This window comes from Streptomyces sp. NPDC046215, assembly GCF_040646215.1.
Taxonomy (GTDB): domain Bacteria; phylum Actinomycetota; class Actinomycetes; order Streptomycetales; family Streptomycetaceae; genus Streptomyces; species Streptomyces stramineus.
Map to the genome: position 1 here is coordinate 19231 of NZ_JBEYZW010000069.1, position 18965 is coordinate 38195.

At 69.0% G+C, this 18965-nt stretch carries 21 protein-coding genes; 14 read left to right on the forward strand and 7 right to left on the reverse strand.

Annotated elements, in window-relative coordinates:
* Positions 1-33: 33 nt before the first annotated feature.
* On the forward strand, positions 34-360 hold the full coding sequence (locus tag ABZ951_RS25230) for a metalloregulator ArsR/SmtB family transcription factor (RefSeq protein WP_344094919.1): 327 nt from the start codon (positions 34-36) through the stop codon (positions 358-360).
* A 25-nt stretch (positions 361-385) separates the two neighbouring features.
* On the opposite strand, the gene ABZ951_RS25235 is transcribed toward ABZ951_RS25230, so the two are convergent.
* On the reverse strand, positions 386-925 hold the full coding sequence (locus tag ABZ951_RS25235; protein ID WP_344094921.1) for a TetR/AcrR family transcriptional regulator: 540 nt from the start codon (positions 923-925) through the stop codon (positions 386-388).
* A 187-nt stretch (positions 926-1112) separates the two neighbouring features.
* On the opposite strand from ABZ951_RS25235, the gene ABZ951_RS25240 reads away from it, so the two are divergent.
* Positions 1113-2426: an MFS transporter gene (locus ABZ951_RS25240; protein WP_344094923.1), complete on the forward strand. Its 1314-nt coding sequence runs from the start codon at positions 1113-1115 to the stop codon at positions 2424-2426.
* A 62-nt stretch (positions 2427-2488) separates the two neighbouring features.
* Here the strand turns inward: ABZ951_RS25240 and ABZ951_RS25245 are convergent, their stop codons facing one another.
* The 3 genes from ABZ951_RS25245 to ABZ951_RS25255 form a co-directional block, all read right to left on the reverse strand.
* Positions 2489-3652, reverse strand: coding sequence for a LuxR C-terminal-related transcriptional regulator (locus ABZ951_RS25245; RefSeq protein ID WP_344094925.1), 1164 nt, complete (start codon positions 3650-3652; stop codon positions 2489-2491).
* Positions 3653-3721: 69 nt separating this feature from the next.
* Positions 3722-4477: an alpha/beta fold hydrolase gene (locus ABZ951_RS25250; protein ID WP_344094927.1), complete on the reverse strand. Its 756-nt coding sequence runs from the start codon at positions 4475-4477 to the stop codon at positions 3722-3724.
* A gap of 530 nt (positions 4478-5007) precedes the next feature.
* Entirely contained in the window at positions 5008-6423 is a 1416-nt protein-coding gene (locus tag ABZ951_RS25255) for an MFS transporter (protein ID WP_344094958.1), read from the reverse strand.
* Between the two features lie 615 nt (positions 6424-7038).
* On the opposite strand from ABZ951_RS25255, the gene ABZ951_RS25260 reads away from it, so the two are divergent.
* The 7 genes from ABZ951_RS25260 (at position 7039) to ABZ951_RS25290 (ending at position 11997) form a co-directional block, all read left to right on the forward strand.
* Positions 7039-7248: a hypothetical protein gene (locus ABZ951_RS25260; RefSeq protein ID WP_344094929.1), complete on the forward strand. Its 210-nt coding sequence runs from the start codon at positions 7039-7041 to the stop codon at positions 7246-7248.
* Positions 7232-7744 (forward strand): DUF6879 family protein, encoded by a 513-nt coding sequence (locus tag ABZ951_RS25265; protein ID WP_344094931.1) that lies wholly within the window; start codon positions 7232-7234, stop codon positions 7742-7744. The genes ABZ951_RS25260 and ABZ951_RS25265 overlap by 17 nt, the downstream gene beginning before the upstream one ends.
* Positions 7741-8574 (forward strand): helix-turn-helix transcriptional regulator, encoded by an 834-nt coding sequence (locus tag ABZ951_RS25270; RefSeq protein ID WP_344094933.1) that lies wholly within the window; start codon positions 7741-7743, stop codon positions 8572-8574. Before ABZ951_RS25265 ends, ABZ951_RS25270 begins: the two co-directional genes overlap by 4 nt.
* A 346-nt stretch (positions 8575-8920) precedes the next feature.
* Complete coding sequence (locus tag ABZ951_RS25275; RefSeq protein ID WP_344094935.1) at positions 8921-9058, forward strand: hypothetical protein; 138 nt, start codon at positions 8921-8923, stop codon at positions 9056-9058.
* Between the two features lie 14 nt (positions 9059-9072).
* Positions 9073-10260 (forward strand): cupin domain-containing protein, encoded by a 1188-nt coding sequence (locus ABZ951_RS25280; RefSeq protein ID WP_344094937.1) that lies wholly within the window; start codon positions 9073-9075, stop codon positions 10258-10260.
* Complete coding sequence (locus tag ABZ951_RS25285) at positions 10257-11162, forward strand: aldo/keto reductase (protein ID WP_344094939.1); 906 nt, start codon at positions 10257-10259, stop codon at positions 11160-11162. Before ABZ951_RS25280 ends, ABZ951_RS25285 begins: the two co-directional genes overlap by 4 nt.
* Complete coding sequence (locus tag ABZ951_RS25290; protein ID WP_344094941.1) at positions 11143-11997, forward strand: hypothetical protein; 855 nt, start codon at positions 11143-11145, stop codon at positions 11995-11997. Before ABZ951_RS25285 ends, ABZ951_RS25290 begins: the two co-directional genes overlap by 20 nt.
* Positions 11998-12330: 333 nt before the next feature.
* Here ABZ951_RS25290 and ABZ951_RS25295 read toward each other — a convergent pair whose 3' ends face one another.
* Entirely contained in the window at positions 12331-12690 is a 360-nt protein-coding gene (locus tag ABZ951_RS25295; protein ID WP_344094943.1) for a hypothetical protein, read from the reverse strand.
* A gap of 14 nt (positions 12691-12704) precedes the next feature.
* Positions 12705-13958 carry a helix-turn-helix transcriptional regulator gene (locus ABZ951_RS25300; RefSeq protein WP_344094945.1) on the reverse strand — a complete coding sequence of 418 codons (1254 nt, stop codon included), beginning with the start codon at positions 13956-13958 and terminating at the stop codon, positions 12705-12707.
* A gap of 232 nt (positions 13959-14190) precedes the next feature.
* Here ABZ951_RS25300 and ABZ951_RS25305 point away from each other — a divergent pair, with 232 nt between their 5' ends.
* The 4 genes from ABZ951_RS25305 (at position 14191) to ABZ951_RS25320 (ending at position 17189) form a co-directional block, all read left to right on the forward strand.
* The gene (locus ABZ951_RS25305) at positions 14191-14937 is read left to right on the forward strand and encodes a hypothetical protein (protein ID WP_344094947.1); all 747 of its coding nucleotides are present in this window, start codon (positions 14191-14193) and stop codon (positions 14935-14937) included.
* 92 nt (positions 14938-15029) lie between these two features.
* Entirely contained in the window at positions 15030-15947 is a 918-nt protein-coding gene (locus tag ABZ951_RS25310; protein ID WP_344094949.1) for an aminoglycoside phosphotransferase family protein, read from the forward strand.
* 1 nt (position 15948) lies between these two features.
* Positions 15949-16617, forward strand: coding sequence for a class I SAM-dependent methyltransferase (locus ABZ951_RS25315; RefSeq protein WP_344094951.1), 669 nt, complete (start codon positions 15949-15951; stop codon positions 16615-16617).
* A gap of 26 nt (positions 16618-16643) precedes the next feature.
* On the forward strand, positions 16644-17189 hold the full coding sequence (locus ABZ951_RS25320; RefSeq protein WP_344094952.1) for an HAD domain-containing protein: 546 nt from the start codon (positions 16644-16646) through the stop codon (positions 17187-17189).
* 363 nt (positions 17190-17552) lie between these two features.
* On the opposite strand, the gene ABZ951_RS25325 is transcribed toward ABZ951_RS25320, so the two are convergent.
* The gene (locus ABZ951_RS25325) at positions 17553-18389 is read right to left on the reverse strand and encodes a recombinase family protein (RefSeq protein WP_344094954.1); all 837 of its coding nucleotides are present in this window, start codon (positions 18387-18389) and stop codon (positions 17553-17555) included.
* 230 nt (positions 18390-18619) lie between these two features.
* Here ABZ951_RS25325 and ABZ951_RS25330 point away from each other — a divergent pair.
* Positions 18620-18965: hypothetical protein (locus ABZ951_RS25330; RefSeq protein WP_361280753.1), on the forward strand; the 346-nt coding region annotated here is incomplete at its 3' end.

Sequence of the window (18965 nt, forward strand, 5' to 3'; positions counted from 1 at the left end):
TATCATAAGAGTTGATACTCATCGGAGGTTGGAATGGACGAGCGGCGCTACGCCTGGCTACCCGAGCCCGACCTCGCGGACCTTGAGATCGGGGGGATCCTGCAGGCCCTGGCCGATCCGGTGCGGCTGCAGATCGTGCGGCTGCTCGACTCCGCCGGCGAGGGGTCGTGCAGCACGCTCGACCTGCCGGTCAAGCCGTCGACCGTCTCGCACCACCTGCGGGCCCTGCGGGAGAGCGGCCTGGTGGCCACCCGCATCGACGGCACCGCCCGCTTCAGCAGGCTGCGGCGGGACGATCTGGAGCGGCGCTTCCCCGGACTCCTCGACGCCGTCCTGAAGGCGAAGCCGGCGCGCGGCTGACACCCCCGGCTCCGCCCGGGCGGCCTCACCCGAGCAGCGCGCGGGCGATCTCCTTGGCCCGCAGGAGCGGTTCCGTGCTGCGTTCGCGCGCCGCGGTGACGGTCGCCCCGTCCATCAGCAGGACGAACTGCCCGGCGAGCGCCCGGCTTTCGCGGTGTCCGGCGGCGGCGAGCAGCCCCGCGATGAAGTCGGTGACGGCCCGTTTGTGCTCGGCCGCGATGCGCCGGACGGGGCTGTCGGCGTCCGCGATCTCCGATACGGCGTTGATGAACGCACAGCCGCGGAAGTCCCCGTCGCCGGACTCCGCGGCGAGGGCGTCGAAGACGGCCAGCGGGTCGTTGCCCCGGGCCGCCACGGCCCCCGCCAGCCACTCCCGCCAGCTCGCGTCCCGCCCCTTGAGCACCGCGGTGACCAGCTCGTCCTTGCTCGCGAAGTGCCGGTAGAACGAGGCGCGCCCCACGCCCGAGACGCTCAGCAGGCGTTCGACACCGACGGCGCGGATCCCCTCCGCGAAGAAGAGTTCCTGAGCGGCCTGGAGCAGCCGGTCGCGAGCGTGAGTGGGCATGGGAACACGGTAGTCGACCTTGACGCGAAACAGAAACGATCGGTACCGTCTCGCGGGAACGGTATCGATCGGTACCGAATGAGGGGAGGGGCGTCGGTACCGACGCCCCTCCCGCCCGCGCCGGAGCCCTCCCCTCCCCCGTACGGCGCGTCGCCCGGGCCCTCTTGAGATCTACGACTGGACGGATATGGACAGCGACTCCCCCGGCACAGCCCCCCAGGGCACCCCCTTATCGAAGACCTCGTCGGACGTATCGAAGACCTCGCCCGAGGAAGCCTCCGCGACCCGCGCCACGCGCTGGGCCGTCCCCGTCCTCGGGTTCGCCACCTTCGCCATCGGCACGGACGAGTTCGTGCTCGCCGGCGTCCTCCCGGAACTCGGCGACGACCTCGGCGTCTCCATCGGCACGGCCGGCCAGGTGGTCACGGTCTTCGCGCTGACCTGCGCGCTCCTCGCCCCGATCCTGGCGACGGCCACCGCGACGCGGCAGCGCCGCGGCGTGCTGATGTCCGCCGTCGCCGTCTACCTGGTGGGCAATGTGGCCACCGCGCTCGCCCCGACCTTCGTCACGGTGCTGCTGGCGCAGATGGTCGCGGCCGTGGGCGCGGGGCTGTTCGTGCCGACGGCCGCGGTCACCGCCGCGGCCCTGGTGCCGCCCGGCCGGCAAGGCCGCGCCATCGCGGCCGTGACCACGGGGTTCACCGCGGCGACCGCCCTGGGCGCGCCCATCGGCACCGCCGTGGGCGGGTACCTGGGCTGGCGGGCGACGATGTGGTTCGTCGCCGCGCTGGCCGTCCTCGGGCTGATCGGCGTGCGGGCCCTGGTGCCCGCCCGGGTCTCAGCGCCGGCCCCGGAGGGCCTGAAGCAGCGCCTGGCGCCGCTCAAGGACCGCAGGGTGCTGGCCATCCTGGCCACCACCTTGATCGGCTTCACCGCCATCTACATCCCGTACACCTACATCGCCGCCGTGTTCGAGCCCGCCACCGGCGGCAGCGGCGACAAGCTGGCGATCCTGATGTTCACGCTCGGGGTGATCGGAACCCTCGGCAACCTGGGCGCCGGCGCGCTCGCCGACCGGCTGGGCGGCCGGGGCGTGGTGGCGGTCGCGCTGCTGTGGCTGACCGTCAGCCTCGTCATCTTCCCGCTGACGACGGGTCATTACGCCACGGCGCTGGGCATGATCGTCGTCTACGGCGTCGCCGCCTTCGCCATCACCACGCCTCAGCAGCACCGTCTGATCACCCTCAACCCGGAGTCCGCCTCGGTACTCGTCTCCCTGAACGCCGCGATCCTGTACCTGGCCATCTCCCTCTCCGGGGTCGTCGGCGCGGTGGGCATCAGCTGGGCCGGCGCCGACGTCCTGCCGCTGATCGCGGCCGGGCTGGCCGTGGTCGCCCTGCTCGTCTCCGAGCTGGGGCACCGGATGTCGCACCGCCGGCCGGACGCCCCGGGCGGGACGGCGGCGGGCGACGAGCCGCGCGCGTACGTGGCGCAGAGCTGATGGAGGCGCTGCCCGGGGCCGGTCCCTCCGGCCCCGGGCAGAAGCGGAGACGGCCTCGCGGCCTACCGGAGCAGGGAGGCCAGGGCCCGCCCCGGGCGCGTGCCGCCGGACCGCTCGTCACGCGCCGGGGGGGCGGGGTCGGGGCGGCGCTCGCTTCGGTCGAGCTCCAGCAGCCCGGCGCGAGCGGCGACGATGCCCGCCTGGAAGCGGCTCTCCACGCCCAGTTCGTCCATGATGCCGGCGAGGTGCCGGCGGAAGGTCCGGGGTGCCATGCCCAGTCGGCGCGCGATGACCTCGTCCTTCATGCCGGTGGCGAGCAGCCTGAGGATGGTGGACTTCACGGCGTCCAGGGTCTCGCCGTAACGGATCGCGCCGTGGTCGAACTCCACGCCCGCGTGCCAGGCGTGGTCGTGCAGGCGGCGCAGGAGGCCCACCACGGTGGGGTCGTAGATCACGGCCGTCTCCGCCCCGGCCTCCCCCGGCGGATTCGGCGCCGCCATCGCGACCTTCCAGTCGAAGACGGCCAAGTGGCCGAAGAGGGCGTCGGAGGTGCGGCAGGCGGCACCGGCGGCCATGAGCTCGTGAATGCGGGAGCGGGTGTCCGTGTCGGTGCGGGCGGTGTGCTGATGGAGGGTGCGCACGCGCACGCCCCGCCTCAGCAACTGCGCGGCGACCGGCCAGATATGACGGGCCAACAGTTCTGTACTGTCGGCGGGTCCGGACTGCATGACGAGCAGTTCGGACGAGCACTGCCGGGCGGCGTCGGCCAGGCGCACCCGGAGCTGTTCGTCGCCCGGCACGACGACGACCGTCTCGTGCCGTACCCGGGCGCGCCGCACGGCGGCGAAGACGTCGGAAAAGTCCTGGAGCCGGCGGTGGAGGGCGGCGAGCTCGCCCTGCCGTTCACGGATCTGCTCCTCGATGGGGGCCACGAGCGCCATGTGCGCCGCGCTGGGGCTCGCGCCGGCGAACACCTCCCCGGACGCGTCGACGTCGATGAGCCTGAGCTCTTCCAGCAGGCGCAGGGCGCGCTCGATCTCGGGGCGCGGTGCCCCGAACTCCTGGGCGGCCTGGTCGACGTGCAGACCGCTGCGGCGCAGGGACCAGGCGTAGAGCCGCAGCGCCAGTTCGTCGGCACCGCGGGCGGGGGGTAACAGAGGGTCGCCGTCCGGGCTCGTCGCGCCCGGGGAGGAGAGGTGGGTGCTGGCTGGTTCCGTTCCGTTCATTGTGGTGTCACCCCGTCATCGGTCATGTACCGGTGGCATCAATGTGTCCGGGACCGTGCGTCGGCGCCCTCAGGCGGCGTCCCGCGCGAGGTCCGCCGTGATCTCGGCGACGAGCCCCTCCGGGCGGGCGGCCCAGAAGAAGTGGTCGCCGGGGAACTCCGCGATCCTGAAGTCTCCGGTCGTGTGCGACTTCCAGGCGAGGGCCGCGTCCGGCCCGACATAGGGGTCGGCGTCGGAGAGCAGGAAGGTGACCGGACAGCTGAGGGCGTCCCCGGGCGGGCGGGTGTAGGAGGCGTTCGCCCGGTAGTCGTTGCGCGCGACGGAGAGGATCATCTCCCGGAACGCGGGCCGCCCCAGCAGCTTCGGGGAGACGCCGCCCAGCTTGCGGACCTCCTCGGCCAGCGCTTCGTCGCTCTCCAGCGTCAGGCCCAGGCCCGCGGACGGCGACGGCCTGCCGGACACGAACAGCCTTACCGGCGGGGCGCCTTGACGGTCGAGACCGCGGGCCACTTCGTAGGCCACGGCCGCGCCCATGCTGTGCCCGAAGACGGCCAGGGGCTTGTCGGACCAGGCGCGCAGCTCGTCGCGGATCCGCTCGGCGAGCACCATCACGTCGTCGACCGGGGGCTCCGTTCGGTTGCCCTGGCGCCCGGGGTACTGCACCGAGAGCACTTCGAGGTCGGGGGGAAAGCGGGCCGACAAGCCGGAGAAGGCCGTGGCCGAAGCGCCGAGGTAGGGACAGCACACCAGGCGGATCCGCGCGTCCGGTGCGGGGTGGAACACCCGGATCCAGCTCGGGGTGTCGGTGGGGGATTCACTGCTCAACGGGCCCTCCAGAGTGACGGGATTGCCGTGATCATGGACGGGGCCACGCGGGGTGGCCGACGCTCCCGGGCCGGCGGAATGCCGGAGCCGGAGTCCGGACGGCGCCTGCCGGCGCCCGAGGCTCGTTCCCGGGACCGGGACGAGGAGGGGGAGAAGAGGGAGCGATCCTGGACGGTAGAAGACCACTGGTTGCAGTGTCCAGTTACTTCCGTCGGACATGGCGCCCATGGGTGGCATGTCGCCCCCGGGGCGACTGAGATGATCCACACGTTTACCAGACGGAAACACTGGTAAGGGGCTCACCCGCTTCCGGCCTGTTGCGCCCTGCGCAAGAGCCGACCGGGACCGGTCATCTTGCCACCGCTCGCCGCCCCTGGGAAGAACCGGGCGGCGCACCGGTCGGTTCCCCGCGGTGAAGGGGGCGCGCCCATCGCCGGCGGCGGGGTGGCAGGCAGGGACTCCCGGGCGGGCGGAACGACGCGAGGCCCGGGGAGATCCCCGGGCCTCGCGTCGCTGAAGTCAGCCGGCCGTCAGCCCTGCGCCTCCGCCGCCACCGGCTTCGGGATCAGGAAGGACGTACCGATGGCAGCGGCCAGGATGACCACTCCCGCGATCATGCCGGAGGTGTACCCCGTGGCCGAGGAGGCGTCCGAGGGCACCGTCGCGGTCTTGACCGCGTAGAGGAGGGCGAAGCTGAGGCCGGCGCCGAGGTTGAACGCGCCCGCGTTGAGGCCGGGCAGGAAGCCCGGGTTCTCGCCCGGCGACAGGACGATGCCCAGCCCGTTCAGCACGATGTTCGCCACACCCGCGTAGGTGATTCCCACGAGGACGGACGCCACCAGCAGCAGCGGGCGCGAGTGGGCGGGCATCGTCAGGATCATCAGCACGACGGAGGCCGCGGCCCCGACGAGGCCCAGCCGCAGGACGCGCCCGTACCCGAAGGTCGCGGCGAGCCGCCCGGCGACCGGCCCCATGGCCAGGCCGGCGAGGGCGTACGGAGTCAGGGTCCACCAGGCGGATTGCTCCGCGCTCATGCCGAGGCCGGCCTGCGCGTCCTGGGCGAAGGCCGGGATCAGCCCGTTCATGACGGCGAACACACCCGTCATGGTGAGCACGGTGGTCAGCAGGGTCGCCCAGGTGGCGCGCCGGCGCAGGTGCCGGGTGGCGACCAGGGGGTGGGGGGTGCGGTCCTCGGTCCGCCAGAACAGGGCGAAGGCGGCCGCGGCGAGGACGGTGAGGGCGGCGATCAGGAACCAGTTCGCGGCGCCGAGCTTGCCGGCCTCGTTCAGCGCGATCAGCAGCGACCCGACCGAGACGACCAGGAGGCCGACCCCCGGCCAGTCCATCCGGCTCGCGGCGGGGACCTTGGTCTCCGGGGTCAGGGTGGCGACGAGGACGGTGGCGAGGACCGCCACGACGGCCATCGACCAGAAGACCGCCTCGAAGCCGTGGTTGTCGGCGAGGAATCCGCCCGCGAGGGAGTCGATACCGGCGATGCCGCCGTTGACCGCGGTGATCACACCCAGCAGGGTGCCGTACCGCTTCGGCTCGGTGACCTCCACCCGCAGCATGATCAGACACAGCGGGACGGTCGGGCCGGACACACCCTGGATGATCCGGCCGACGAAGAGCATGGGCACGCTGGTCGCCAGCGCGGCGACCACACAGCCGACCGCCATGAGCGCCAGCATCCCGGCGAGCACCTTGCGGCGCCCGATGACGTCCCCGAGGCGCGGGAGGAAGAGCGAGAACAGGGCCGCGGACGTGAAGAAGGCGGTCTGGGTGAGCCCGATCTCGGCCGAGTCGGCGCCGAGGCTGTCCTCGATGCTCTTCAGCGCGGGGCTGAGCATGCTGGCGTTGAGCTGGAAGGCGATGCAGGCGGTCAGCAGGGCGGCGACCAGCACACCCACCCGGGTGGCTCGGCCGCCGGGCGCCGCGGCGGGCATGGCTGTGGTGGTGCGATCAGTGCGGGAAACGTTCATGCCTCGTGGATCTCTGGGAGCGCGCAGCACGAAAGCTGCTTCCGGCGCGGCCGATGTCCGCCCCGGTCAAACGGCAATATCTCCGGGCCGCGGGGCGCCCGTGGGGCACACCGCCTCCCCGACACAGAAAAACCCCAGCAAAGGCTGGGGTCCTCACCGGCGCCCGAGGGGCGTACACCCTGCTCGAACACCGGCCCCGTGCGCTTCTGACCTGCGAAAACACTGGTCACAAGGGGTCCGGCTGCTCCCCTATGATACCCGGCTGTTCTGCACGCTTCCGAGTGCTCCTCACCACGTACGGGCGGGATGCCCGGTTTGACGGCCCCGCGAGGCTCGGGCCGGTAGGCGGTCACCTGTGCCCGCAGGACCGCCCGCTGCGTTCACATCATCAGCCCGGCAACGGGAAAGGTGGTGGCCGAATCCCCTCCATCCATGTCGGAGCGGAGTTGGGCCGGGGTGGTCGGGACCTGTTTATGCAAGGACACGCATAGTCGCGGTCGTGCATAGACGCGTAGGGCCACCCCCTCTACTGTCGTTGGGCAGGCGGCCCAAACAGGGCCGGAGCAAGGGGGGTTTGGCATGTCCGAACGTTCGGCATTAACCCGGCTCACAGGCAACGGCAACGGTGAGTGCGGAGAGAAGGACTGCCCGAACGTGTATCGCACGGCGACCGGATCGTTCGTGGTGCAGGGCGACGTGTCCGACGCCTTCACCCCGCCCGCTGGTGAAGGGCTCGTGGAAATCCCGGAGGCGGTTCTCAGGGAGGCGTTCCGTGCACTTGGATGGTGACGCGTGGAACGACTGTTTCGATTCCATGGAGCGTGAGGCGTGGCGGCTGGAAACGCTGCCCGTCTACACCATGCCCCAGGAAGCGGAGAAGCTGAAGCGCTTTCTCGCCGGGGAGACATCCCCCGACGATTACACGTCGGCCTGGATGGACGAGGTTCGGCAATGGACCTCGGAAGGAAAGAGCGTCGGCAGGGTGCACATCGTGACCCGCCCGCTCTCGGACTACCTCCGGTTCGAGTTCGAGTATTACTACCGGCATCACATGAAGGTGGGCGAGGATATCCGCATCCTCGATCTCACCGACCGGGAGAACCCGGGACTTCCGGATCAGGATTTCTGGATGTTCGATGAGTCCAAGGTGGTCCTGATGAACTACCGGGCGGACGGGACGCAGATAAACCGGGAGCTGTACGAGGGTGATCCGGAGCCGTACCGGCAGTGGAAGCGGATTGCCGTTGCCGAGTCGGTTCCATTTCTGGAGTACGTGAGCGGGTGACGTTCGATCCTGAGCAGTTGGGGCAGCCTAAACAAGAACTGGCGGCCCTGCTGAAAGAGCTACGCAAGCGAGCCGGCCTCACTGGGGACCGGCTCGCTCGGCGTTGCAACATGTCCCAATCGAAGATTAGTCGGATCGAAAATGGGAAAGTCCTGCCAAGCCTGCTGGACCTGGAGAGGATCCTTCGGGCTGTCGTGGCTCCGCCCGAGGTCATCGAGGAGATCATCGCCCTTGCGAGGCTGGCCAACACCGAATGGCAAGACTTGCGCTCGCTGCGACGTAGGGGCCTGGATAAAAAGCAGACTGAACTTGCCGCTCTTGAATCCTCGTCCACGGAGTTCCGCTTTTTCCTGCTCTCGATGATTACAGGGCTACTGTCCACCCCTGAGTACATCCGGGCGAGCCTTGCCCATTCTCCGGCCGATGTCACTAAGACGATTGCGAGGAAGCTGGAGCGGCAGGAGGTTCTTTACGACGCGAAGAAGCGGTTCACTTTCATTCTCACGGAGCAGGCTGCGAGATGGCCGCTCCTGCCCCCGGCCGCGATGGCGATGCAGATCGACCGGCTGGCCTCACTGACCCACCTTACAAACGTGAAGCTGGGCATCATCCCTATCGCGGGGTACAAGCCCATGGCTCCGATGGATACCTTTACCGTCTACGACACCACGTTGGCCACTGTGGAGAACACGACCGGTGTCGTGGTCCTGAGAGATCCAAGAGACATCGAAATGCATGTGGAGCTGTTCTCCACACTGGAGAGCTATGCGCTGTTCGGGGACGAAGCGCGAGCCCTGTTGGCGGAGTGGTCTACCGCCTGCCGTTCATGATCTTTAGTCCATGACGGGAAAGAACTACACAGTCGTCACTTTCCGGGTCAATGATTTCCTCCATGGCGGCGACCGAGCGAGACGAAAAGAGAAACCGCGACGGCAGGCGCATGACTGTCCGGGCGTCATACGACGGGGGCCGGACGTACGGCCCGGTACGCACGGTGCAGGTGGACCCGCGCAACACGGTGATCTTGGGTTCACCGACCAAGTACCCGCCGTGCGGGTGCCCTCGGTGCACGGGCGCCCGCCGTCACCCGGCCCGGCGTCCGCCGCGCTCGTCGCTGTCCCTTTGCTTTCTGCCGGAATCCCGGCGGGAGTCCCCGAGAAGAGAGAGGTAAGTCCGATGACGGAAGGGAACACCGGTTCGGTGGCCCCCGAGGGGGGTGGTCTGCTCGTCGCGAAGCGGAAGATCGTGGCCGCGCGCACTCGTGCCGAGCAGGAGTCGGACGTCAGCAGTGGCCGTTCCGACGGCAACGACTGACGGGAGCGCCCACGTTGCTTGATGCAGCCTCGTGGGCGGGGCGCCTGGGCGGGGACACGTTCCTCGCCCGGACGCACCACCGCTCCTACGCACACTTCCCGGGCGCCGCCGACACGGCGGGCCTGTTCTCCTGGGACGACCTGAACCGGATCATCGCCACACAGCGACTGGAGCCGCCCCGGCTGCGCCTGTCCGTCGACGGCCAGATGGTCCCGCTCCACCGCTACGCCACCCCCACCACGAACCGCCGCGCGGTCACTTGGTCTCGCATCCAGCCGTCCGACTTCCACGCCCAGCTCAGGGACGGGGCGTCGCTGGTCCTCGATGCGGTGGAGAAGATGCACCCCGCCGTGGGGGCGGCTGCGGAGGGGCTGGCTCGCTTCCTCGGGACTTCCGTGCAGGCCAACGTGTACGCCTCGTGGACCGAGCGGGAAGGCTTCGGCCGGCACTGGGACGACCATGACGTGGTGGTGGTCCAACTGCACGGCTCGAAGCGGTGGCGCCTGTGGGGGACGACCCGTGAGGCGCCCACCTTCCGGGACGTGGAGTCGCCGGAGGAACCGGAGGGCGACCCGTTGGCGGAACTCGTTCTGTCCCCGGGTGACGTGCTCTACCTGCCGCGCGGCTGGTGGCACTCGGTCACCGCTGACCTGGGGACGGAATCCCTCCACCTCACGTTCGGCATGGTCCCGCACACGGGCGCTGACCTGATGCTGTGGGTCGTCGACCAGCTCCGGGCGTCCCTCGCGCTCCGCAGGGACATTCCGCGCTTCGATGCACTGACGGAACAGTCGAACTTCATCGACGCCGTACGCCGTGAGGTGGCAGACATGATGGCGGACCCACGCCTCGTGGAACGGTGGGCGGGGTCGATCGACTCGACCGACCCGGGCCACGCGATTCCGTCCCTGCCGTACGTGGACGGGCTCCCCGCGCGGTCGGAGATCACGGTCAAGCTCACTGCTCCGAGGGGTCGCCTGACAGCGAATCGCGAACAGGGCACGGTCACCTTCTCGGCGGCCGGTACCGCGTGGGACTTCGCCGAGTTCGCCGCTCCCGCACTGGGCACGCTGCTGACCAACCAGCCGACCACACTCGGCGAGATGGCCGACTCCGCCGGACTGGAGGTCAAGGACGTAGCCGAACTGGTCTCCGTCCTCATCGACGGCCATGCCGTCGCAGTCGTGGGGACGGCGCTGTGACCGCCGCGCTCTCCCTGGGGACATACCGCGTGCGTGCCGTCAGTCAGGCGGCACGCACCGCCCTGACTGCCGGCAGCCCCTGGGTGGACACGGCACCCAACTACGCCCACGGTCGGGCGCATGACGAGCTGCGGCCGGTGCTCGGGGAGCATCCGACCGTTCGGGTGGCCACGAAGACGGGGTTCTTCACGGAGGAGCAAGGCCGCAACGCTGTGGCTGACGGCGGGCTCGCCCGGGAAGGAGCGGCCCACAAGCACAGCCTTGAGCGGGGCTTCGTCCGCTGGCAGACGGAGCGCTCGTTGGCCACGCTCGGCCGCGTGGACCTGGTGTTCGTGCACAACCCGGAGCACCATGGCCAGGGCCTTGACCGTGCGGCTCTGCACTGGCGTGTGCGGGAAGCCTTCACGGCGCTGGAGGAGTTCGCCCACTCGGGCAGGATCGGCGGGTACGGCGTCGCCAGCTGGTCGGGCCTGACCTCCGGAGCATTCAGCGTGCCCGAGCTGCTCACGCTGGCCCGGCAGGCGGCTGGCTCCGTCGAGCACCACTTCACGGGGTTGCAGATGCCCGTCAGCCTGATCATGGACGCCCCGATCACACAGGCCCTGAACGGCGGCGGACCACTGGTGCAGGCGAAGGACGCGGGGTTGATCACGTTCGGCTCCGCGCCCCTGCACGGCGGCGCCCTCCTCGATCCCATGACACCCGAACTGGTGAACCTCATCCGCCCCGGCTTGTCGGCCGCAGCCGCTGCCCTGCTGGCCGCCGGCTCGTGCCCCGGCCTTGATGTCGTCCTGACTTCCGCGAGCACCCGTGATCACTGGGACGATGCGGCGAAAGCTCTGGCCGTGCCTCTGACGGCCCAGGAACTCAGGAGAGTGACGGATGAACTCGCCGGTGAATGAGGAGGTGCAGGCCCTGATGGAGGCCGCCCACGACCGGGCGGCCAAGGCGCTGGGCCTCGCCTGCACGGGGCCGCCGGCGTGGGGCTTCCTCGGTGTCACCATCGGACGCCGAGCGGGTGACCGGTGGCTACGGGTGAGCCGGACGGCGAAGAGGAACGCGGGCAGGAAGCAGGGGGAGGGCATCGCAGGGGCCTCCCTGCTCGTGCCGGACGGTGTCCCGCGCCCGCGCTTGTATGAGGTGCACGACTGGACTGACGGAGAGTGGGCCTTCGAGGCCGAAGTCCTCGACTACCTCACGCAATCCGTGGTGTCCCCGGACCGAGCCGACATCGACCACGACCCGGGGTTGCCTGAGGTGTGGTGGGCGGATCTACGCCGTGCCCTTGCGCTGCTCGCTGTGACGGAGGGAGTGAAGACGACCGTCCGGGACGGGTGGATCGAACGCGCCTTCCCCCAGTTCCTCGGCATTCCGGCCCCCGCCGAGGTGGAACGGGTGACCGGTCACGGTGACCTGCACTGGGGCAACCTCACGGCCATGCCCTTGGCCCTGCTGGACTGGGAACGGTGGGGCTCCGTGCCCGTCGGCTATGACGTGGGGCTCCTTCACGTCAACAGCCTGCTGGTTCCCGACATCGCCGCGCGCATCCGCAAGGAGTTCGCACCGATCGTCGACACCCCGGCCGGCCGCACCGGGGAGCTCGCGGCCCTGGCGGAGATGCTGCAAGCCGTAGCCCGTGGCTGGTACCCCGATCTTGCGCCCCACCTCGTTGCCCGCGCAGAAGCCCTCACCGGTGTCCGCCCGCCGATCCCGGCACATTCCGAAGTCAGTGCCTGACGGGGTGATGGCGCGCCCGTCTCGGGCGCTCCTCCGCCGCGCGGCACAACGGCGAGGGAGCTCGCCGGGCCGTGGGTCACGCGGTGGGTCACCCACACCCCGCGAAACGCAAGAGAACCCCAGCCGAAGCTGGGGTTCTCGCTGGTGTCCGAGGGGGGACTTGAACTCTCACCTCGGGCACCAGCCCACAACCGCTCTGACCTGGCGAAACGCCCGTCGACAAGCTTGATTTCGGCGGGCGTTTCTCCTGTTCTTTCCTGCTGTTTCAGGCCCTCTCGGGCCCCTGTTGGTCGTGCGTTGGTCACGTGACCAACCCTCCGGCCCTGGGTCTGATCAGGACTTTTCGATGACCTCGAAGATATCGGCGTCCGTCTCCTGCTGCCATGCCGGAAGGTCCGTCCAGTCGGCGACGTACCCCGGCTTGGGGTTCTCGAAGTGCTTGAACATCTGCGCTGTCCAGCACGTCGCGACGAATCGGCCCTTCTGCTCCCGAGACAGCTTGGACGTGTTGCTGTCACTGACCTGGATGAACTGGCGGACCTGTTCGTAGACGGCGCCTGCGGCCTCGCGCTCCCACTGCGGGGTGTCCTCCCAGGGGGTGACGTACCCGGGCTTCGGCTCCCCGGGGAAGTGGCGGTGCACTCCTTCGATCCAGGCTTCCCGGAACACTCGTGCGCCTTCGACCTGCGACATGCCATCCCCTCTCGTCACGACGTGCTCAACGTGGCGATCTCCGCCCCCAACTCCGCTACCCAGCGGTCCCTGCTCAGGGGGCCGAACTCATCGCACAGGGCTCGGAGTCTACGGGCGACGTACCCGGACGATGATGCTTGGGCCAACTGGACGGCTTCCCGTCCGTACGCGACGACCTGTTCAGGGTCACGGCGCTTCGCCCCGACGGCGGCAAGGTCGGTCAGGACTGCGCCCCTGCGCCGGTACGACTGCCCGGAGGCCAGGGCGGTCTGGGCCAGTGCCTTCTTCAGGGTCTCTTCCGCCAGGTCGAGGCGGCCAAGCTGTACGTAGCGGGCTCCCCGCTCCTCGGCCAGACGCGTTCCGTCGAAGCGTAGCCAGCCCCCATTGGTGCTGTCCGTGGTCAGCTCCATCACGCGCTCGGCCTCGTCCAATGCGCGCTCACAGGCGGTCAGGTCGCCAATGCCGGCGTACGCCTCGGCCTGGACGGCTGCGACCCAATGGCGGGTGGCGAGGTTGCTGTCCCCCCGCCTGGCCAGTTTCTCCGCCGCTCCTAGGATCTGTGCCGCCTCCCCGTACCGGTGCTCGTACACGTCCACGTAGGCGTGTCGCACGAGGGCGCACGCCCACAGGTCGAAGGCTCCAGCATCCTTGCTGACGGACGCCGCCAGGGAGTACGACGCTGCCGCGTCGGCGTATCGGTTGGCGTCGAAGGCGACTTCTCCGGCGAGCTGGAAGAGGTCGGCTGCCGCGTTCAGGAGTGGGCGGGAGTTGCCTCGGGTGTCCGCCAGGGCCTCGTTCAGTGTCGAGAGCTGGTCGCGGACGATGGGGTATACGGAGCCCTTGGAGCGAGCTAGCTGGTAGACCTGCCAGAGGTGGTCGTTCATCCGCGTGAAGTCGGCAGGCGTGCCCCTGCGTACTCCGTCCGTAAGGGCTTCCGCCTCGCCGAGGGGTAAGGCGGTCAGCGCTCCACTGACGGTGAGGATGCGGAGGAATTCGCGGCGAATCATTTCGTCAGGGTCTCCCGCGCCAGGATGGTCATCGGACTGCTGCCCTCGAATCTCATGACTGACTCCTCGTGACTGCGCCAGGAGGGCGTCAAGCTCGGTGAGGCTGACTTCGAGGGCATCGGCCAAGCTCGGTCGCTGGGGCGGCTGAGGGGTGCTTCTGCCGCTCTCCCAACGCCCGATAGTCGTGCGGTCCACTCCGAGTAACTCGGCCAGTTGCTCCTGACTGTAGCCCAGAGCTTTGCGCCGTTCGGCCATGCTCATGGCTGCCCCTCTCCGTGACCCGCGCCGCCCTGCCCCGTGCACGAAAGTGCATCAAGACTGCCCCATCGATGCCGTGGGATGAACAGCCTTCCAGCGCTTTTCTTGGAGTCGTTGCCGAACGGCAGTCGCCCCTGGCTGACCGGTCGGCGCAGGACCAGGAAACAACCGACTGAGGAACCGAACGCGGATCACTTAGCGATCCGCCTTGAGTCCACCCGGAACGGAGACACAGGTGACCACCGTCGACACTGCAACGATCACAGTCGAACTGCCCGAGGCGTTCGACCCGCGCTGGAACCGCCTGCCCGGCATCACCGTGGACGGCAAGAAGATCACCCTCGACCCGGCCGAGTACTTCTTCCGGTTCGAGGCCAACACCTGGCTGGTCATCGACTGGCAGACCGTGACGGACGGCCTGCTGAGCGCGGACGAGACCGAGACCGCCACCGTCGAGCAGATGGCGCTGGAGTTCGTGAAGGCCCACGGCCGCTCGACCAGCGACGCAGGCGAGGTCCTGTCCATCGCCTACCAGGTGTACTCGTACCTGTTCCGGGACGAGCACCTCGCCACGCTCGGCCTGCCGGATATCACCGCTGAGCACCTAAAGATGCTCCGCGAGGCGGCCACCTTCATGGCCTTGAACAAGGTCGAGCTCGACGGCCACATCTCCAACGTGGGCCCGTGCTGGTTCTTCCCCTCCGCGACCGGCGTGGTCTTCGACCTCTCCGACGAGGGCGGCCAGATGCTGGATGAGGTCTACCACGGCGGGTGGTTCAACGAGCACCGCCGGATCGAGGGCATCAAGGCCCATGCCGCGCTCGGCGGGCGGCTGGTCCACGGCTGCCAGTCCAAGCCCGACCAGACCGGCGGCGTCGTCGCCCCCTACGGCGCCTCGATGGCCACCTTCGGCAAGGAGCTCGCCGAGATGAAGGCCGAGTGGATCGAGCAGGTCAACTCCTACCGTGTGACCGCCGCCTGATCCCAACGTTGATCCACGGCCCGGGGCGGCAAGCGCGCTGTCGCCCCGGGCCTGGCCCCCTGACCCACCCACGAACGAACGGAACCGCCCCCATGGACAGCAAGCTCACCGCCGCCATCCTCGCCGACATCTGCGCCCGCACCGGCCAGCCGCTCCCCACCCGTGAGGAGATGCGGGTGTGGGACATGTCGGGTGTCGAGCGCTTGCGCTTCCCTCCGAAGATGCGCACCGCGATCTACAAGTACGCCGTCGAACCGTTCGCCACCGAGGACGAGATCCTTCGAGCCGCCGACCGGTCCGGCGTCCCCGTGCCGAAAGTCGTCGGCTCCATCGTCCGCGACGGCACCCTCGGCATGGTCATCGAGGACCTGGGCGAAGAGACCCGTGAGGCACAGGACGCGGATGGCATCGTGGCCGCTGTCGCTCTGCACCAGGCACCTGCTGCCCCGTCGCTCCGAGAGATGGACGAGGACGCGCTTGCCGCCCTGCCCGAGCTCGCGCTCGGCCACCTGCGCCGCCTTCGTGAGGCCGGCCGCTGGGACGAAGAAACTGCCGAGCTGGCGTTTGCGCTCGACAGCCTTGCCGCCTCGGCAGAGAAGCGGGCCACCGGTGCCGAGCTGGGCCCGTACGGCTGGGTGCACTCCGAGTTCCACCCGACCAGCCTTCACATCGGCGAGGACGGCTGGCGCCTGCTCGACTTCGCCCGTGCGTTCACCGGCCCCGGCCTGTTCGACCTTGCGTCCTGGCACGGCACCACCGGCGACCCGGACCCGAAGAGGCTGCGCGCCTTCATCGAGGCGTACGCGAACGCTGGTGGTGACAAGAACGCGCTTGCCGAACGCGGCGGCCTTCCCGCCGAACGGTGGGCGTTGGGCTGGCATCGGGTGTGGGCGAGTGAGTGGTTCATGGAGCAGGCGCTTCGCTGGATCAACAACCCCGAGGATGACCCGCTGTACATCAAGGTCGTCCGCAAGCACCTCCTCGCGGCCGTCAGGCTGCTGGAGGCGTGAGATGGATGCGTGGGATGCCCACGCTGCCCAGCGCCTGGCGAAGGGCCCGCTACGCCCCCTTGAGCCGCCCGCCCGGATGGAGTGGACCCAACGCCCCGGCATCGGGCCGGGCGCCGAGATCCTCGGCGAAGACCTGGCCGGGCGACGGGTCGTAGAACTGGGCTGTGGGCCCGGCAACAACGCCGCACACCTGACCAGCATCGGCGCGAAGGTCACCGGAGTGGACCGCTCGAAGGGACAGATCCAACGGGCGGTCGCCCACTACGGGCACCACGGAACCGAGTTCGTCCACTCGCGAGCGCTGGGCTACCTCACCCGCGAGGGCGAGCGCCTGGACGCCATCGTCTCGGTGTTCGGAGCCATCGGCCTGGGCGAACCGGCGAAGCTGCTCAGCGCTTGCTCGCGCCGCCTCGAACGCAAGGGCGTGCTTGCCTTCTCCGTGCCTCACCCGCAGCGAACCGGCACCATCCCGGCCAGCCCTCGCACCCGTGACCGGATGACTCTGCCGGACGGCACGACCGCCACGGTGGACCGATGGGACATCGACCCGGCTGCATGGGTGCGTGCGTTCAACCGCGCCGGGCTCCTGATCACGGGCGTGAGCAACCTGTTCGCCCCGGCTGATGCTCGCTGGCCGACCACCCTTCTGATCACCGCACGGAAGCCCTGACCCCCGACCGAACCCGGGAGGCACCGATGCACCACACCCCGTTCCTGCTGTTGGACATAGACGGCGTCTTGATCCCGTTCCCTGGGCCGGACGGCGCCACCCCGGCCACCCACCCCCGGCACACGGTGAGCACTGACGACGTGGACAAGCCATTCGATGTCTGGCTCAACCCGGACCACGGCAAGCTCATCACCGACGCGATCGACACCGGACTAATCCGGCCCGTGTGGTGCACGAGCTGGCGGAACGATGCCCGCCGCATCATCGCCCCGCTGGTGGGCGTGCCGGACTTCGAGCACATCGAGCTGCCCAACCTGCCGATCAAGACCAGCCACCCCGACGGCTACCTGTGGAAGCGCAACCACGTCGCGGACTGGCTGGCCACCGCTCCGGCCGTGTGGATCGACGACGACTTCACCCATCTCGATCACCAGTGGGCGGCAGACCGTACCGCGTTCGGTAACCCGACCCTGCTGATCGAGCCTGACCCGCATGTGGGTCTCCTGCCCGAGCACATCGCGTCCGCTCTGGCGTGGGCTGCCGACCACGTGACCGTGAAGGAGGCGGCTTGATGTCGGCACCACCGGACCGTGACCGACTCGGCACGGTGCTCGCCACGACCTGGGCCCTGCTTCACCTGCTCGCCCTTGGCGCACTCGGCAGCCTGGCGATGCATGAGCGTCCGGCTGTCGCCGACCATATGGCGACTCTCGCGGATTCCGTTCCGGACTCGGAGCCTGCGTCCGCCTGACTCACCCCGCTCCGGGCGTTCAGGCCCTGACCTGCGCTGCGCCCCCGCGCTAGCCCCTCTCACCCATGATAGGGGTCGGCCGGCCGGGGGTCGTTTCGTCCCCTCAGGCGGGCGCACAGAGCCATGCATGACAGCGCCCCCCGACGTGATGCCGGGGGCCTGCTCATGTCCAGGTGCGTCTGCCTCAGGCGCTCTCACCGATGTGCCGGTACAAGGTGGCCCGGGAGATCCCGAGCGCCTTGGCGATGGCGGTGACGCTTTCTCCCTTGGCGTGTCGGGCACGTGCTACGGCAAGCTTGTCGTCGTCCACGACGGAGGGGCGCCCACCGTGGTTGCCCTTGCGGGCCGCAGTGTCCAGCCCCTCCAATGTCTTCTCCCGGATGCCTTCCCGCTCCACCTCGGCGGCCACGGCCAGGACGGCGAACACGATGGCCCCCGCCCCGTTCGGGTCGTACACCCCCTGCAAGGGGCCGGAGAGGAGTTCGAGTTGGATGCCGTCCGCTTGCATGGTGGACGCCAACGTCATGAGCTCTGCCGCGTTGCGGGCAAGACGCTTCATCTCCACCACGGTGAGGATGACGGGCTGGTTCGGCGCGGCTGCCTTGAACTCCCGCGCGAGGGTGAGGGCCTTCTCTAGTTCCGGCCGCTCTTTGACACGAGTACTGATCTTCTCCGAGAAGACGCGGGTGCAGTTCGCTCGGGCGAGTAGATCCAACTGGGACTGGAGTTCCTGCCCAACCGTGCTGCACCTGGCATAGCCCAGCCGTATCGCTGGGCCCGGCACGGCTTCGGCCACCACGGGCGCGGGCTCACCTTGCACCCACCGCTTACCCGGTTCGCGGTTGGCCGGGGTCTTCACGGTGAGTTCCGCCTTCAGAGACGGCACGAGGGCGAAGCGGCCCGTGTGGTAGTTCGCTGCCACCTTGCCCGCTGCCGTCCGACAGGGGCTACCGGCGGGGGCTTCGCACTTCGGACAGGCGTGACGCTCGACCTGATCGGCCGACGTGGTGTTCGTAGTCATGATCGAGACCGTCTCATAAAGGTGTCTCGAAAGCTAGTTGCGAGATGGATCTTTTGAGACGGGTTTTGCGACGCAAGAGTGGGGGCGAAACGGACACGCCCCGGAGTCCTGCGGGTCGTCTCACTATCGAAGGTTATTGAGACGGAGCTGCATCGTCGTGAACCAGGTCCTGCGAGCCCGACTGGCGCTACTCTGGCCAAAGTTGCGTTGAACGTGGAGCGGGGGATGGCGTGACGACTGGCGAGGATCAGCCTCCTCGGGCCGGGCGGCGCGGGAACGGTGAGCGCGCCACCGAGCAAGTAGACGTGCCCGAAGGGCACTATGGCACGGTGCGCGGAGATATCCACGTGAGTGGCGGAAGCCGCGTGTACATCGGTGGTCGTGATCAATATGTGCAGCTTGAGGCGCAAGAGCCGGAGTACGGGGCTGGGCCTGTTCGGGAGACTCTTGCCGAGCAGCGACAGCGCTTCTTCTTCGACTTCTTACTGGTCATTTCAGAATGCGCCCGGTGGATGGTCTTGGCAGGCGGGCTCGGTGGCGGCAGAGTTGTGCGGGTGTCGGATGACCTTGTGCCTG

Bases quoted from the DNA above. Each gene is read 5' to 3' on its own strand.
- ABZ951_RS25230 (WP_344094919.1), top strand. From the start codon at position 34: ATGGACGAGCGGCGCTACGCCTGGCTACCCGAGCCCGACCTCGCGGAC.
- ABZ951_RS25235 (WP_344094921.1), bottom strand. From the start codon at position 925: ATGCCCACTCACGCTCGCGACCGGCTGCTCCAGGCCGCTCAGGAACTC.
- ABZ951_RS25240 (WP_344094923.1), top strand. From the start codon at position 1,113: ATGGACAGCGACTCCCCCGGCACAGCCCCCCAGGGCACCCCCTTATCG.
- ABZ951_RS25245 (WP_344094925.1), bottom strand. From the start codon at position 3,652: ATGAACGGAACGGAACCAGCCAGCACCCACCTCTCCTCCCCGGGCGCG.
- ABZ951_RS25255 (WP_344094958.1), bottom strand. From the start codon at position 6,423: ATGCCCGCCGCGGCGCCCGGCGGCCGAGCCACCCGGGTGGGTGTGCTG.
- ABZ951_RS25260 (WP_344094929.1), top strand. From the start codon at position 7,039: ATGTCCGAACGTTCGGCATTAACCCGGCTCACAGGCAACGGCAACGGT.
- ABZ951_RS25275 (WP_344094935.1), top strand. From the start codon at position 8,921: ATGACGGAAGGGAACACCGGTTCGGTGGCCCCCGAGGGGGGTGGTCTG.
- ABZ951_RS25290 (WP_344094941.1), top strand. From the start codon at position 11,143: ATGAACTCGCCGGTGAATGAGGAGGTGCAGGCCCTGATGGAGGCCGCC.
- ABZ951_RS25295 (WP_344094943.1), bottom strand. From the start codon at position 12,690: ATGTCGCAGGTCGAAGGCGCACGAGTGTTCCGGGAAGCCTGGATCGAA.
- ABZ951_RS25300 (WP_344094945.1), bottom strand. From the start codon at position 13,958: ATGAGCATGGCCGAACGGCGCAAAGCTCTGGGCTACAGTCAGGAGCAA.
- ABZ951_RS25310 (WP_344094949.1), top strand. From the start codon at position 15,030: ATGGACAGCAAGCTCACCGCCGCCATCCTCGCCGACATCTGCGCCCGC.
- ABZ951_RS25315 (WP_344094951.1), top strand. From the start codon at position 15,949: ATGGATGCGTGGGATGCCCACGCTGCCCAGCGCCTGGCGAAGGGCCCG.
- ABZ951_RS25320 (WP_344094952.1), top strand. From the start codon at position 16,644: ATGCACCACACCCCGTTCCTGCTGTTGGACATAGACGGCGTCTTGATC.
- ABZ951_RS25325 (WP_344094954.1), bottom strand. From the start codon at position 18,389: ATGACTACGAACACCACGTCGGCCGATCAGGTCGAGCGTCACGCCTGT.